Below are 12,230 nucleotides of genomic sequence, written 5' to 3'. Positions count from 1 at the left end.
CGGCCTAGCCACCCCCAAGGCAGCGCGGCAGGCTGTCGTGCAGGGTGCGCGGCATGATGCCGAGGTCGGCGAAGCTTCCCGCGTCCGGGTCGGCGAGGTTGTCGCGCTGCATCAGCAGTACCTGGTCCCGCGTCAGGGGCGGTGAGGGGAGCGGGGAGAGCAGGGTGGCGGCGAGGCGCCAGGCGAAGAAGGGCAGCGGAAGCAGTCGCGGATGGCGCTCGAGCTGAGCCGCCACACGCTCGACCAGTTCCCGGTAGGTCAATACCTCGGGCCCACCCAGCTCGAAGAGCCGTCGCTCGACGGGGCGTGTCGCAGTGAGGCGCGTCGCGGCACGGGCCACATCATCCACATGCACCGGCTGCAGGCGGGTCGCCCCGCGACCGAACAGCGGCACCAGCGGCAGGCGCACCAGCCGGGCGAGGTTGGCCAGCAAGGCGTCATCGGGGCCGAACAGCACACCGGGGCGGATCAGGATCGCCTTGGGCAGCTCGGCGATCACGGCGTCCTCGCCGGCGGCCCGGGCACGCACATAGGCGGAGGGGGAGCGGGCATCGGCACCGATCCCCGAGACATGTACGAGCCTCGAGATGCCGGCCCCCCGCGCCATCTCCGCGAGGCGGCCGGCGGCCCGTTCATGAATCGCGGTAAAGGTCAGACCCGCTCGGGGCTGCTCCACGTAGAGGCTCACTGCATTGATCGCGGCGGTGCTGCCCTCCAGGGCCGCCACCACCTGTGCCTCGTCGCGAATGTCGCAGGTCATGGCCTCGATCCGGTCCCCTGGCTCGCGCCATGCGGGTAGTTTCGGGTGGCGTGAGGCGATGCGCACCGGGCGGCCCGCCTCCACCAGCTCGCGCACGATGGCGCGGCCAAGGAAGCCGGTGCCACCGAAGACCGTGGTTGGACCCTCCTGCATGCTGCTTCCTTCTACCTACACATTGGATGGGTCAATCCTGCCAGGCCGGGCCCCGGTCGTCATGTGTCCACTGGTGACTCGCAGCGCCGCGGTGTAGGCTTGGCGGCTTTCAACCCACCTCGTCCGGAGCCTGTCATGAGCGAACTTCCCGCCTGTCCTGCCTGTAACTCTCCCTATACCTACGAGGACGGCATCCAGTACGTCTGCCCCGAGTGCGGCCATGAGTGGTCCGCACAAGCCGGTGGCGAGGCCGTCGACACTGGCCTCGAGGTGCGTGATGCCAACGGCAATCTGCTGGCCGATGGCGACAGCGTCACGGTGATCAAGGATCTCAAGATCAAGGGCTCCTCCCAGGTGGTAAAGGTGGGCACCAAGGTCAAGAGCATTCGGCTGGTGGAGGGGGACCACGATATCGACTGCAAGGTCGAGGGTGTCGGCCCCATGAAGCTGAAGTCCCAGTTCGTGAAAAAGGCCTGATTTCCATGCGGATTGACAGTTTCTGCAAATGATAACGATTGCCTTTATTGATGCTATCTGCGTCGATCATGCCGCGATTCTGCCGGTTGGATAAGGGAATTCTCGGGTCGGGCTTCACATCGAAATCATATGGGACTAAAATGGTCCGCTATTGAGGCACGGCATATCGCTGGCCACTCGTCCACAGGAGGCTCGCCATGCTCAAGCTCTCGCGGCTGACCGACTACGCCGCTGTGGTGATGGCCCAGATCGCTCGTCACCCCGAGCACCCCCAGGCCGCTGCCGATCTCGCCGAGGCCGTCCAGCTACCGCACCCCACCGTCAGCAAGACGCTGAAGATGCTGGTCAAGGCGGGGCTGCTCGAGTCACGCCGCGGTGCCCTGGGGGGATATTCGCTGGCACGGCCTGCCTCCGAGATCACCACTATCGATATCATCACCGCCATCGAAGGGCCGGTGGCGATGACGGAGTGCAGTCATGACGACGGCGACTGTGAACTGGCCGCCACCTGCGGCGTCGCCGATAACTGGCAGCGCGTATCGTTGGGTGTGCGCACCCTGCTCGGCAGCGTGACTCTGGCACACCTGGCCAGCCCCACGCCGATCAAGTTGCCGGTACAGCTGCCCATCCAGAGCGTGAGCCTGGCCGCCGATACGGCCTGAGCACCCAAGTTTCATCAGATACAATCGGCGAGCCCGTCTCGCCGGCCCAATGTCCGGGAGGGGAGAGATCATGGCAACTGAAGAAATGGAACAGCTTGTCCGTCGCGAATACAAAGAGGGGTTCGTGACCGACATCGAGAGCGAGACGCTACCGCCGGGCCTTGACGAGGACGTCATCGCCTTTATCTCGAAGAAGAAGGGCGAGCCGGAGTGGATGCTCGAGTGGCGTCTCAAGGCGTACCGTGCCTGGTTGAAGATGACGCCGCCCTCCTGGGCTCACCTCGATTTTCCGCCTATCGACTACCAGGCCATCTCCTACTTCAGTGCGCCCAAGCGCCCCGAGGATCGCCCCCAGAGCCTCGACGAGGTGGATCCCAAGCTGCTCGAGACCTACGAGAAGCTGGGTATTCCGCTGCATGAGCGTGCCGCCCTGGCTGGGGTGGCGGTGGACGCCGTCTTCGACTCGGTCTCCGTGACCACCACCTTCAAGGAGAAGCTCGGCGAAGCCGGGGTGATCTTCTGCCCCATCTCTGAGGCGGTGCAGAAGTATCCGGAGCTGGTCAAGCAGTATCTCGGCACCGTGGTGCCCCAGACCGACAACTACTTCGCGGCGCTCAACTCGGCGGTATTTACCGACGGCTCCTTCGTGTTCGTGCCCAAGGGCGTGACCTGCCCCATGGAGCTCTCCACCTACTTCCGCATCAACGCCGAGAATACCGGGCAGTTCGAGCGCACCCTGATCATCTGTGAGGAGGGCGCCCAGGTCTCCTATCTGGAGGGCTGCACCGCGCCGATGCGCGACGAGAACCAGCTGCACGCGGCAGTGGTCGAGCTGGTGGCGCTGGACGATGCCTACATCAAGTACTCCACCGTGCAGAACTGGTATCCCGGCGACGAGGATGGCAAGGGCGGTATCTACAACTTCGTCACCAAGCGCGGTGACTGTCGTGGCGACCGCTCGCGCATCAGCTGGACCCAGGTCGAGACCGGCTCCGCCATCACCTGGAAGTATCCCTCCTGCGTGCTGCGCGGCAAGGACAGCATCGGTGAGTTCTACTCAGTGGCGGTGACCGGTGGCCGCCAGCAGGCCGACACCGGCACCAAGATGATCCATATCGGCGAGGGGTCTCGCTCCAGCATCATCTCCAAGGGGATCTCGTCCGGGCGCAGCAACCAGGCCTATCGCGGCCTGGTGAAGATCGGCCCCCGTGCCAAGGGCGCGCGCAACTTTACGGAGTGTGACTCGCTGCTGATCGGTGATCAGTGTGGCGCCCACACCTTCCCTTATCAGGAGATCGGCAACAGCACCGCGACCGTGGAGCATGAGGCCACCACCTCCAAGATCGGCGATGACCAGCTCTTCTACTGCCAGAGCCGCGGCATCTCCGAGGAGGACGCCGTGAGCATGATCGTCAACGGCTTCTGCAAGGATGTCTTCCAGGAGCTGCCCATGGAGTTTGCCGTCGAGGCCGAAGCGCTGCTCAGGGTCACCCTCGAAGGCTCCGTCGGCTGATCACACCGTTGCCAATCGCTTAATCGAATCAAAAGGTATTCACGATGCTCGAAGTCAAGGATCTACACGTTTCCGTCGAGGGTAATGAAATCCTCAAGGGCCTGTCGCTGTCCATCAATGCCGGTGAGGTGCACGCCATCATGGGGCCCAACGGCTCCGGTAAGTCGACCCTCTCGGCGGTCATCGCCGGCAGGGAAGAGTATGAGGTGACCAGCGGCAGCATCACCTATGACGGCCAGGACGTGCTGGAGATGTCCGTCGAGGAGCGTGCCTGTGCGGGCCTGCTGCTGGGCTTCCAGTACCCGGTCGAGATTCCGGGGGTCAAGAACATCTATCTGCTCAAGGCCGCGCTCAATGCCAAGCGCGAGGCTCAGGGGCTAGGCGAGATTCCGGCTCCCGAGTTCATGAAGCTGATCAAGGAGAAGGCGGCGCTCATGCAGATGGATGCCAGCTTCCTGCAGCGCTCCGTCAACGAAGGCTTCTCCGGCGGCGAGAAGAAGCGCAACGAGATCCTGCAGATGCTGGTGCTGGAGCCGCGCCTGGCGATGCTTGACGAGATCGACTCGGGTCTCGACATCGACGCCATGAAGGTCGTCTCCGATGGCGTCAACTCGCTGCGCTCCGAGGAGCGGGCCATCCTGTTGGTGACCCACTATCAGCGTCTGCTCGACTATATCGTGCCGGACCGGGTTCACGTGCTCGTCGACGGCCGTATCGCCATGAGCGGCGACGCGGACCTGGCTCGCGAGCTCGAATCCCGTGGCTATGACTGGGTGCTGGAGGAGTCCGTCGCATGAGTGAAGATACACAGCGTTTTCTCGACCGTCTGGCCGAGGCTCGTGCCGACCGCGCTGGCGAGCCGACCTGGATTGCCGCGCGTCGGCAGGCCGGCGCGGCCCGCTTCGAGGCGATGGGCTTTCCCACTCGCCGCGACGAGGCGTGGAAGTATACCGATGTTCGTGCCATCGCCCGGGGCGACTTCGCCCTGGCCGCCGATGCCGACTTCTCACCCGCCAGCGCGGCGACGTTGACCCTGCCCATCGATGCCTATCGATTGACCTTCGTCGACGGCATCTTCTCGGCATCGCTGTCGCAGCTCGATGGCCTGCCGGAGGGCGTCTCCCTGCAGCCCCTGTCGGTGGCACTGGCCGAGAATCACGAGGCGGTAGGCGGACCGCTGGGGCGCCTCACCGGGGTCGAATTCTCGCCCTTTTCGGCGCTGAACACCGCCTTTATGGAGGAGGGCGCCGTGCTGCGCCTGGCGCCGGGCACCGTGGTCGAGAAGCCGATCATCCTGCAGTTCCTCTCCCGTAACGGCGAGGCACCGGTGATGAGCCATCCCCGCGTTCTGGTGCAGGCCGGCGGGCGCAGTGAGGCGACCCTGGTCGAGCATCATGTGGGCGAGGAGGGCGCCGCCAACTTCACCAACCTGGTGGCGGAAGTGATCCTCGAGCGTAACGCCATGCTCACCCACTACAAGCTTCAGGAGGCGCCGCTCGCCGATCTGCATGTGGCGTCGATTCATGTCGAACAGGCCCGTGACAGCCGCTATACCTCGTTCAACCTGAATCTGGGGGGCGCCCTGGTGCGCACCGACCTGATCAGCGAGCTGAATGGCGAGAACGCGACCAGCGACTTCTACGGCCTGTTCTATGGCGAGGGTCGCCAGCATGTCGACAGCCACACCCTGGCCAACCACAATGCGCCGCGCACCTTCTCCAACGAGAACTACAAGGGCATCCTCGACGATCGCTCGCATGGCGTGTTCAACGGCAAGGTGGTGGTCAAGCCTGACAGTCAGAAGATCGAAGGCTTCCAGAGCAACGCCAACCTGCTGCTCTCCGATCGCGCCGAGATCGATGCCAAGCCCGAACTCGAGATCTACGCCGATGACGTCAAGTGCACCCACGGCTGCACCACGGGACAGCTCGACGAGGAGGCGATCTATGCCCTGCGCGCTCGCGGAATCGATCGCCAGACGGCTCGAGGTCTGCTGACCCTGGCCTTCGCGGGTGAGGTGCTCGAGGCGGTGCGCCTGGATGCCATCGCCGAGCGTGTGGAGCTCGCCGTCGCCGGCAAGCTGCCCGAGCGCTTCAACCTGGCCGGGCTGGTGGAAACCGCCGTGGCCCTGGGTGATGAGTAAGGGCCATGAGTGAGAGCGACCGCGATATCCTGAGGAGGAGCCTGCCATGACCGATCTGGCTACCCGCGCCCCCGCGACGTCGAGCCTCGACGTCGCGGCGATTCGCGCCGACTTTCCGATTCTCACGCGCCAGGTGCATGGCAGGCCGCTGGTCTATCTCGACAATGCGGCGACCAGCCAGACCCCACGGCAGGTGATCGACACGTTCGCTGCCTACTACGGTGGCTACAACGCCAACATTCACCGCGGGCTGCACACCCTGGCGGATGAGGCCACCGCTGCCTTCGAGGGTACCCGGGAGACGGTGCGCGGCTTCCTGAATGCCGCCGATAGCCGCGAGATCATCTTCACCCGTGGTACCACCGAGGCGATCAACCTGGTGGCCAACAGCTGGGGGCGTGCCAACCTCCAGGCCGGTGACGAGGTGCTTATCTCGCGCCTCGAGCACCACTCCAATATCGTGCCCTGGCAGCTGCTGGCCGCCGAGATCGGCTTTACCATCAAGGTGATCCCGGTAGACGCCCATGGCACACTGGATCTCGATGCCTATCGCGAGCTGTTCAGCGAGCGAACCCGGCTGGTCGCGGTCAACCATGTCTCCAATGCCTTCGGAACCGTCAACCCGGTCAAGGAAATGGCGACCATTGCCCATGCCCATGGTGCGCGGATCCTGGTCGATGGTGCCCAGGCCACGCCCCATCAGGCGGTAGACGTGCGCGATCTCGATGCCGACTTCTACGCCTTCTCCGGTCACAAGGTCTATGGCCCCACCGGGGTCGGTGTGCTCTATGGCAAGACCGAGCTGCTCGAGGCGATGCCGCCCTGGCAGGGAGGGGGGGAGATGATCGCCACCGTCTCCTTCGAGGCCGAGACCACCTTCGCCGAGATTCCCCACAAGTTCGAGGCCGGCACGCCGGCCATTGCCGAGGTGATCGCCCTTGGCGCGGCACTGAAGTGGGTGAGTGGAGTCGGGGTCGAGGCGATCGGTGCCTGGGAGGGGCGGCTGCTGGCCCATGCCACCGAGCGGGTCCTGCGCATCGACGGCCTGCGTATACTGGGCACCTCACCGGAGAAGGCCGGAGTGCTCTCCTTCGTGGTCGATGGTGCCCACGCCCAGGATATCGGCCTGCTGATCGACCAGCTCGGGGTGGCGATTCGAACCGGCCACCACTGTGCTCAACCGCTGCTCGCTCACTTCGGTGTCGATGCGACCTGCCGGGCGTCGTTTGCCGCCTACAACACCCTGGATGAAGTCGACATCTTCGCCGATGCCCTGGAGCGCGTGATCGGCATGGTCAGGTAAGCCATGGTCAGGCAAGCCATGGTCAGGCAAGCCATGGTCAGGCAAGCAATGGTCAGGCAAATAATGGTCGGACAAGGAACCGCTAGAAAAGGAACGCCATGAGCGACATCGAGCAGATTGCGAGCCTTCACAAGGGGCAGGAGCTGCCCCTGCAGCGTGATGTGGAGGTGATCTCCATTCCCTTCGGCAACAGCGTGACGCTGACCGAGGACAGCGTGGTCAGTGTAATGCAGGCCAAGGGCAGCACGCTCAGCGTGGGCTTCGAGGGGCGCCTCTACCTGATCGAGGGCGCCAATCTCGACGCCGTGGGGCTCGAGGCCATGCCGCGACCGACCCTGCATGAGGATGCCACGGATGAGGAGCTCGAGCAGTTTGTGTGGGACCAGCTACGCACCTGCTTCGACCCCGAGATTCCGGTCAATATCGTCGACCTGGGCCTGGTCTATGGCTGTCGGATCGAGCGCTTGATCAGTGGCGAGCGTATCGTCACCATCCGCATGACGTTGACTGCCCCCGGCTGCGGCATGGGGGATGTGATCGCTGCCGATGCACGCAACAAGATCCTTGGCGCCCCTCAGGTCAGCAAGGTGCATACCGAGATCGTCTTCGACCCGCCCTGGAGCCGTGAGATGATGAGCGACGAGGCCAAGCTCGAGCTCGGCATGTTCTAGCGGCTCGCGCCGTTGACCCCGCGATGATCGACCAGCGGGGGAGAGCGCTGAGGGAACAGGAGGTGCCGATGAAGCGGATGGCATGGCGGATCCTTCGGGCCGTCCTGATGGCGCTGGGCACCTTGGTGTTGATGGCGGGACTCCTGCTGCTGGTGGCCAACCTGTGGGTGCTGGGGCAGACCCGCGAACGCATCGACTATCATCTGTCCCAGTGTCATGCCGAACAGGTTGGTATCGTCTTCGGTACTTCCCACTGGACCCGCAGTGGAACTCGCAATCCCTACTTCGAGGGGCGTATGAGCGCCTCGGCTCGCTTGCTGCGCCTGGGGCGTGTCGACCATCTGCTGCTCTCCGGTGACAACCGCACCCTCTCCTACAATGAACCCATTACCATGTGGCGTGACCTGCGCGGTCGTGAGGTGCCCGAAACGGCCATGACGCTGGATTACGCAGGCTTCAGCACCTTCGATACGCTGGCTCGCGCGAAGGCGGTATTTGGCGTGGAGCGTGCGCTGCTGATCACGCAAGAGTGGCATCTACCACGGGCGCTGTTTATTGCCGAGGCGCTGGGGATCGAGGCCCAGGGCTGTGCGGTGAAGGAGCGGAAGGTAAAGGGGCAGTGGCGGCTGGCGGCACGGGAGTGGGTAGCGCGACTGGCTACCCTGGGGGATCTCTATCTATGGGACCGTGAGCCCTACTTCCTGGGACCCCGAGAGCCGCTGGTCATCATTCCGCAGCGACGCACTACTGACCAGGAGGGCTGGGCGGCCGATACACCATCGGGCGAAAAGCGCTGAGAAGACGCCTCAGCGCCGCTTGTCACGGGTCTTCTGCAGGGCATAGAGCTCGCGAATCAGTGCCCGGCAGCCCTTCCAGCACTCTTCTGCCTTCGACTCGACCTCATCTGGCAGGGGGTGGGTCATCAGATTGGAGAGCGACTGCATCAGCACTCGCTCCTGTTCCAGGAGCTCTCCGATCACCACCTGACGCTCGTTGCCGACGAAGCTCTTCAGCCGGCTCCACAACCACATGTAGTCGTCGCGTTCGACATCGGCATCACGCGGCAGCATGTTGAGATGCTCCCGGGCGAGTGATTGCAGCTCGCGCATTGAACGGCTGCGTGTCTCATAGTGAGGCTTGAGAGCATCACGCAGCGTTGGCCGCAGGCGCTCCAGATTGTCCTGAAAATAGTCGATGCTGTCAGCCAGCGCTTCCAGCACGCTGTCCATCGCCACCTGGCGATTGTCGAGAAACATGAGCGGTCACCCCCTTTGGTGACGCAGATTGTGGCGGGGAAAACAGTGTTTTGCTACCCCCAGACTGGAATAAGTATGGAAATCGCAATGCCCATTGAGCCTGGCTTGTGCGCAACTGGCAATTACCCCTTGGGTTTAGGTGGCGCCTTGCGTGCCGGGGCCGCATTCTTTTCAAGGTGCTCGATGATCAGGCCGGCGATATCCTTGCCGGTGGCACTCTCGATGCCCTGCAGGCCGGGCGAGGAGTTGACCTCCATGATGACTGGACCATGATTGCTGCGTAGCAGGTCGACACCGGCCACTCGCAGGCCCATGGCCTTGGCGGCACGGATCGCCGTGGAGCGCTCCTCAGGGGTGATCCGGATGACACTGGCGGTACCGCCGCGGTGCAGGTTGGATCGGAACTCACCCTCGGCGGCCTGACGTTTCATGGCGGCCACGACCTTGTCGCCGATCACCAGGCAGCGAATATCGGCACCCTTGGCTTCCTTGATGTACTCCTGAACCATGATGTTGGCCTTCATGCCCATGAAGGCCTGGATCACGCTCTCCGCCGCCTGGTTGGTCTCGGCCAGCACTACGCCGATCCCCTGGGTGCCCTCGAGCAGCTTGATGACCAGCGGAGCATTCTTGACCATGGTGATCAGGTCGGGAATATCATCGGGGGAGTGCGCAAAACCGGTGATCGGCAGGCCAAGCCCCTTGCGCGAGAGCAGCTGCAGCGAGCGCAGCTTGTCTCGCGAGCGAGTGATCGCGACGCTGTCGTTGAGCACATAGGTGCCCATCATCTCGAACTGGCGCAGCACCGCACAGCCGTAGAAGGTTACCGAGGCGCCGATCCTCGGGATCACGGCATCGAAGGTTTCCAGCTCTCCGCCCTTGTAGTGGATCGATGGCTGGTGAGCCGCGATGCTCATGTAGCAGCGCAGGGTGTCGACCACTCGCGCGGTGTGGCCGCGCTGCTCGGCGGCCTCCACCAGGCGTCGAGTGGAGTAGAGATTACGGTTGCGTGACAGCAGTGCAAAATGCATCGAGTCGCTCCGGAGGGGGGAAAGCGAATTCAGGGGTCGCCGAGCAGAAAGGAGGCGCCGGGAGCTACTAACAGGCGGCGCAGAGCGCGCCGGCCCAACAGCATGGGGTGACGCATGTCGCGTCGATCGGTCAAGGTGAACTCCACCGGGTACTCCAGGGTGCCGAGCCGCATGGGCGTGCGGACCACATAGCGCCACTCCTGTTGACCGTTGGAGCTGCGTACCTTGCGGCGGTCGTGGAGCGGCATGCGGAAGACGTGGGGTGGCGAGTCGGGGCCACTGCCGGGGATGGTAAAACTGACCCACGGCTCTCCCTCCTCCTCGAAGGTCGTGATGTCCTCCGCGTGCAGCGCCGAGGTACGCGCCCCGGTATCCGCCTTGGCGCACAATACCAGCTGCATGTCGGTCAGCTCGACCATCTCCCGGCGGCCAATGATCGCCTTGGGGGTATAGGGCAGTTCCTTCATCGTTGTCATGGGTCGTCTTCGCCTTTAGCGCGTCAGGGCCACGAGCCGCTTGCCGATGGACGAGTCGGCGGGCGCCTCGCGCAAGATCATCAACACCGGCAGCCGCAGCCTGGGGATCAGGGCCAGGTCGCGGGCCACTCTCATGAAGTCCGCCTGCTCGCAGCTTGCCAGGCGCTCAAGGTAGCACGGCAGCCGCTGACCATCCTCGAGAAGCGGCCAGCCGCGCGCGGCGATGGCCGCCAGCAGATCGGGGCCACAGGCGTGGACATCGGCCAGCAGGCTGTCGAACCAGTCACCGGCGGCCTCGCTGGTCGACGCCGCCCGTACACAGGCACACAGGGTCTCGACATCGCCGGCCTCGGCAGCCGCCTCGCCCCGGACGCGTAGCGCCTGGGCCAGCCGGTCATCGATGGCGACATGCTCGAGACAGTAGCACAGTGAGGTGAGCATCGCGGTGGGCAGGTCGGGCAGCCGCCGGACGAGCTGGCGACTCTCCTCATCTCCCATACGTACCGCAAAGTCGGCCAGGCCCTGGAGGCCGAGCGCCTGCCAGTCGAGCGTCTGCTGACCACTGAGATAGGCCTCTACCGGCTCCAGGTGCGAGCTGGCCGCTCGTCCCAGATTGTGGCTGGCGAGGGCATGCAGCATGGCCTGGAAGGGGAGCGATGGCGTAAAGGCCAGCGGATTGTCCTTCATCAGGTTATCCACCGCCTGGCCATCCTCGCGCCCGACATTGGCCACGTTCCGGCCCAGGGTCTCGAGTAACCGCTGCACGAAGGCATCGCGGGATGCAGGGTCGAGCCGGCCCTGTTCATCGAGGGGCAGTGCCAGGAACCAGATCAGCGGGTCGGGCATGTCGCCAAGACGGAAGACCAGGCCCAGCCGGGCCTGGCCCTGCCAGGGAGCCGGCCAGGGCGCCGTGCCGGCCTCCAGGGCTTCCAGGGTCGCCATCTCGCAGGGCTCCACGCGCCGGCCCAGGTGGTAGAGCCGTACCTCGGCCCCGCTGCGCACGAAGAAGTCGTGAAGGGTGTGGATGGGTTGCATGGCATCTCCGCTTGTCTGAGCGTGCACTCTACCGTGGCATCACCAGGCTGTCAGCAGGTTCGGCGAGGATGTGCCAGGGATGGTCAAAGTTTGATCGCCGTTCGCTGTCTCCCATGGCATCAGGGCTAGCGAACTCTTTCCAGCGGTTATCCACAGGGCCGTTCACGGAAACTGTGAATGAGCCATGAGCATGGGATAATTACCCGGAGCGGAGCGCGATATCGTGATCCTTTAGGTGGCGGGTGGTCACGGGTCGCCGGGGGCGGGATAATGACGCCACACTCGACTGGGAGCTTCCCCGATGACGGTTCACGACGAACTCGACAAGTCCCTGCGCCGGCTCGAGGCCAACATGAAGGCCGCCAACCTGTGGAAGATGGAGACGCCCGCGCCCTCGGCATTCGATAGCGAGGAGCCCTTCTGCGTCGATACCATGGCGCTTCCCCAGTGGTTGCGTTTCGTGTTTATCGCCCGGCTGGACGCCCTGGTGGAGCGTCGCGCTCCACTGCCGGCGCGCTGTGATGTGGCCCCGGCCCTGGCGGCCTATTTTGCCCAGCAGGGAGGGCGTGCCAGCGACCGCCTGCTGCTCTGCCAGGTGGTGGAGGAGATCGACCGCCTGATCACCGACAACTGAGTCGGTAGCGAGCTGCCTGGTCGCCAGGCACTGTTACAACAGCACAACAGGACAACAGGACAACAGGACAACAGGACAACAGGACAACAGGACAACAGGACAACAGGACAACAGGA

At 64.2% G+C, this 12,230-nt stretch carries 14 protein-coding genes; 9 read left to right on the top strand and 5 right to left on the bottom strand.

What is annotated here, in order from left to right; translation table 11 throughout:
* Positions 1-4: 4 nt before the first annotated feature.
* A complete protein-coding gene (locus tag E0702_RS14525) occupies positions 5-913 on the bottom strand; it encodes a complex I NDUFA9 subunit family protein (protein WP_132045092.1) in 909 nt (302 codons plus the stop codon).
* Between the two features lie 135 nt (positions 914-1,048).
* Here E0702_RS14525 and E0702_RS14520 point away from each other — a divergent pair, with 135 nt between their 5' ends.
* The 8 genes from E0702_RS14520 (at position 1,049) to E0702_RS14485 (ending at position 8,479) form a co-directional block, all read left to right on the top strand.
* Complete coding sequence (locus tag E0702_RS14520) at positions 1,049-1,390, top strand: zinc ribbon domain-containing protein YjdM (RefSeq protein WP_132045090.1); 342 nt, start codon at positions 1,049-1,051, stop codon at positions 1,388-1,390.
* Between the two features lie 197 nt (positions 1,391-1,587).
* Positions 1,588-2,052 carry an SUF system Fe-S cluster assembly regulator gene (locus E0702_RS14515; protein WP_132045088.1) on the top strand — a complete coding sequence of 155 codons (465 nt, stop codon included), beginning with the start codon at positions 1,588-1,590 and terminating at the stop codon, positions 2,050-2,052.
* A gap of 70 nt (positions 2,053-2,122) precedes the next feature.
* The gene (gene sufB / locus E0702_RS14510; protein ID WP_132045086.1) at positions 2,123-3,565 is read left to right on the top strand and encodes a Fe-S cluster assembly protein SufB; all 1,443 of its coding nucleotides are present in this window, start codon (positions 2,123-2,125) and stop codon (positions 3,563-3,565) included.
* 44 nt (positions 3,566-3,609) lie between these two features.
* On the top strand, positions 3,610-4,362 hold the full coding sequence (gene sufC, locus E0702_RS14505; protein ID WP_132045084.1) for a Fe-S cluster assembly ATPase SufC: 753 nt from the start codon (positions 3,610-3,612) through the stop codon (positions 4,360-4,362).
* Positions 4,359-5,708: a Fe-S cluster assembly protein SufD gene (gene sufD, locus E0702_RS14500; protein ID WP_132045082.1), complete on the top strand. Its 1,350-nt coding sequence runs from the start codon at positions 4,359-4,361 to the stop codon at positions 5,706-5,708. Before sufC ends, sufD begins: the two co-directional genes overlap by 4 nt.
* Before the next feature lie 46 nt (positions 5,709-5,754).
* Complete coding sequence (locus tag E0702_RS14495; RefSeq protein ID WP_132045080.1) at positions 5,755-7,011, top strand: cysteine desulfurase; 1,257 nt, start codon at positions 5,755-5,757, stop codon at positions 7,009-7,011.
* 98 nt (positions 7,012-7,109) lie between these two features.
* Positions 7,110-7,682 (top strand): putative Fe-S cluster assembly protein SufT, encoded by a 573-nt coding sequence (gene sufT, locus E0702_RS14490; RefSeq protein WP_132045078.1) that lies wholly within the window; start codon positions 7,110-7,112, stop codon positions 7,680-7,682.
* 68 nt (positions 7,683-7,750) lie between these two features.
* Positions 7,751-8,479 carry a SanA/YdcF family protein gene (locus E0702_RS14485; RefSeq protein ID WP_132045076.1) on the top strand — a complete coding sequence of 243 codons (729 nt, stop codon included), beginning with the start codon at positions 7,751-7,753 and terminating at the stop codon, positions 8,477-8,479.
* 9 nt (positions 8,480-8,488) lie between these two features.
* On the opposite strand, the gene E0702_RS14480 is transcribed toward E0702_RS14485, so the two are convergent.
* The 4 genes from E0702_RS14480 to E0702_RS14465 form a co-directional block, all read right to left on the bottom strand.
* Complete coding sequence (locus E0702_RS14480; RefSeq protein WP_132045074.1) at positions 8,489-8,938, bottom strand: hypothetical protein; 450 nt, start codon at positions 8,936-8,938, stop codon at positions 8,489-8,491.
* A gap of 122 nt (positions 8,939-9,060) precedes the next feature.
* Positions 9,061-9,969, bottom strand: a complete 909-nt coding sequence (gene rimK, locus E0702_RS14475; protein ID WP_132045072.1) for a 30S ribosomal protein S6--L-glutamate ligase — start codon at positions 9,967-9,969, stop codon at positions 9,061-9,063.
* Between the two features lie 29 nt (positions 9,970-9,998).
* Positions 9,999-10,436, bottom strand: coding sequence for an ATP-dependent zinc protease family protein (locus E0702_RS14470; RefSeq protein ID WP_132045163.1), 438 nt, complete (start codon positions 10,434-10,436; stop codon positions 9,999-10,001).
* Between the two features lie 24 nt (positions 10,437-10,460).
* A complete protein-coding gene (locus E0702_RS14465) occupies positions 10,461-11,480 on the bottom strand; it encodes a DUF3549 family protein (protein ID WP_132045070.1) in 1,020 nt (339 codons plus the stop codon).
* Between the two features lie 301 nt (positions 11,481-11,781).
* Here E0702_RS14465 and E0702_RS14460 point away from each other — a divergent pair, with 301 nt between their 5' ends.
* Positions 11,782-12,114 (top strand): YqcC family protein, encoded by a 333-nt coding sequence (locus E0702_RS14460; RefSeq protein ID WP_132045068.1) that lies wholly within the window; start codon positions 11,782-11,784, stop codon positions 12,112-12,114.
* Positions 12,115-12,230 lie beyond the last annotated feature (116 nt).

The organism is Halomonas marinisediminis (genome assembly GCF_004347715.1).
In the GTDB taxonomy this organism is placed as follows: domain Bacteria; phylum Pseudomonadota; class Gammaproteobacteria; order Pseudomonadales; family Halomonadaceae; genus Halomonas; species Halomonas icarae.
The sequence above is the reverse complement of the archived record's forward strand: the minus strand, read 5'-3'. Positions and strand labels throughout refer to the sequence as shown.

Bases quoted from the DNA above. Each gene is read 5' to 3' on its own strand.
- E0702_RS14525 (WP_132045092.1), bottom strand. From the start codon at position 913: ATGCAGGAGGGTCCAACCACGGTCTTCGGTGGCACCGGCTTCCTTGGC.
- E0702_RS14520 (WP_132045090.1), top strand. From the start codon at position 1,049: ATGAGCGAACTTCCCGCCTGTCCTGCCTGTAACTCTCCCTATACCTAC.
- E0702_RS14515 (WP_132045088.1), top strand. From the start codon at position 1,588: ATGCTCAAGCTCTCGCGGCTGACCGACTACGCCGCTGTGGTGATGGCC.
- sufB (WP_132045086.1), top strand. From the start codon at position 2,123: ATGGCAACTGAAGAAATGGAACAGCTTGTCCGTCGCGAATACAAAGAG.
- sufC (WP_132045084.1), top strand. From the start codon at position 3,610: ATGCTCGAAGTCAAGGATCTACACGTTTCCGTCGAGGGTAATGAAATC.
- sufD (WP_132045082.1), top strand. From the start codon at position 4,359: ATGAGTGAAGATACACAGCGTTTTCTCGACCGTCTGGCCGAGGCTCGT.
- E0702_RS14495 (WP_132045080.1), top strand. From the start codon at position 5,755: ATGACCGATCTGGCTACCCGCGCCCCCGCGACGTCGAGCCTCGACGTC.
- sufT (WP_132045078.1), top strand. From the start codon at position 7,110: ATGAGCGACATCGAGCAGATTGCGAGCCTTCACAAGGGGCAGGAGCTG.
- E0702_RS14485 (WP_132045076.1), top strand. From the start codon at position 7,751: ATGAAGCGGATGGCATGGCGGATCCTTCGGGCCGTCCTGATGGCGCTG.
- E0702_RS14480 (WP_132045074.1), bottom strand. From the start codon at position 8,938: ATGTTTCTCGACAATCGCCAGGTGGCGATGGACAGCGTGCTGGAAGCG.
- rimK (WP_132045072.1), bottom strand. From the start codon at position 9,969: ATGCATTTTGCACTGCTGTCACGCAACCGTAATCTCTACTCCACTCGA.
- E0702_RS14470 (WP_132045163.1), bottom strand. From the start codon at position 10,436: ATGAAGGAACTGCCCTATACCCCCAAGGCGATCATTGGCCGCCGGGAG.
- E0702_RS14465 (WP_132045070.1), bottom strand. From the start codon at position 11,480: ATGCAACCCATCCACACCCTTCACGACTTCTTCGTGCGCAGCGGGGCC.
- E0702_RS14460 (WP_132045068.1), top strand. From the start codon at position 11,782: ATGACGGTTCACGACGAACTCGACAAGTCCCTGCGCCGGCTCGAGGCC.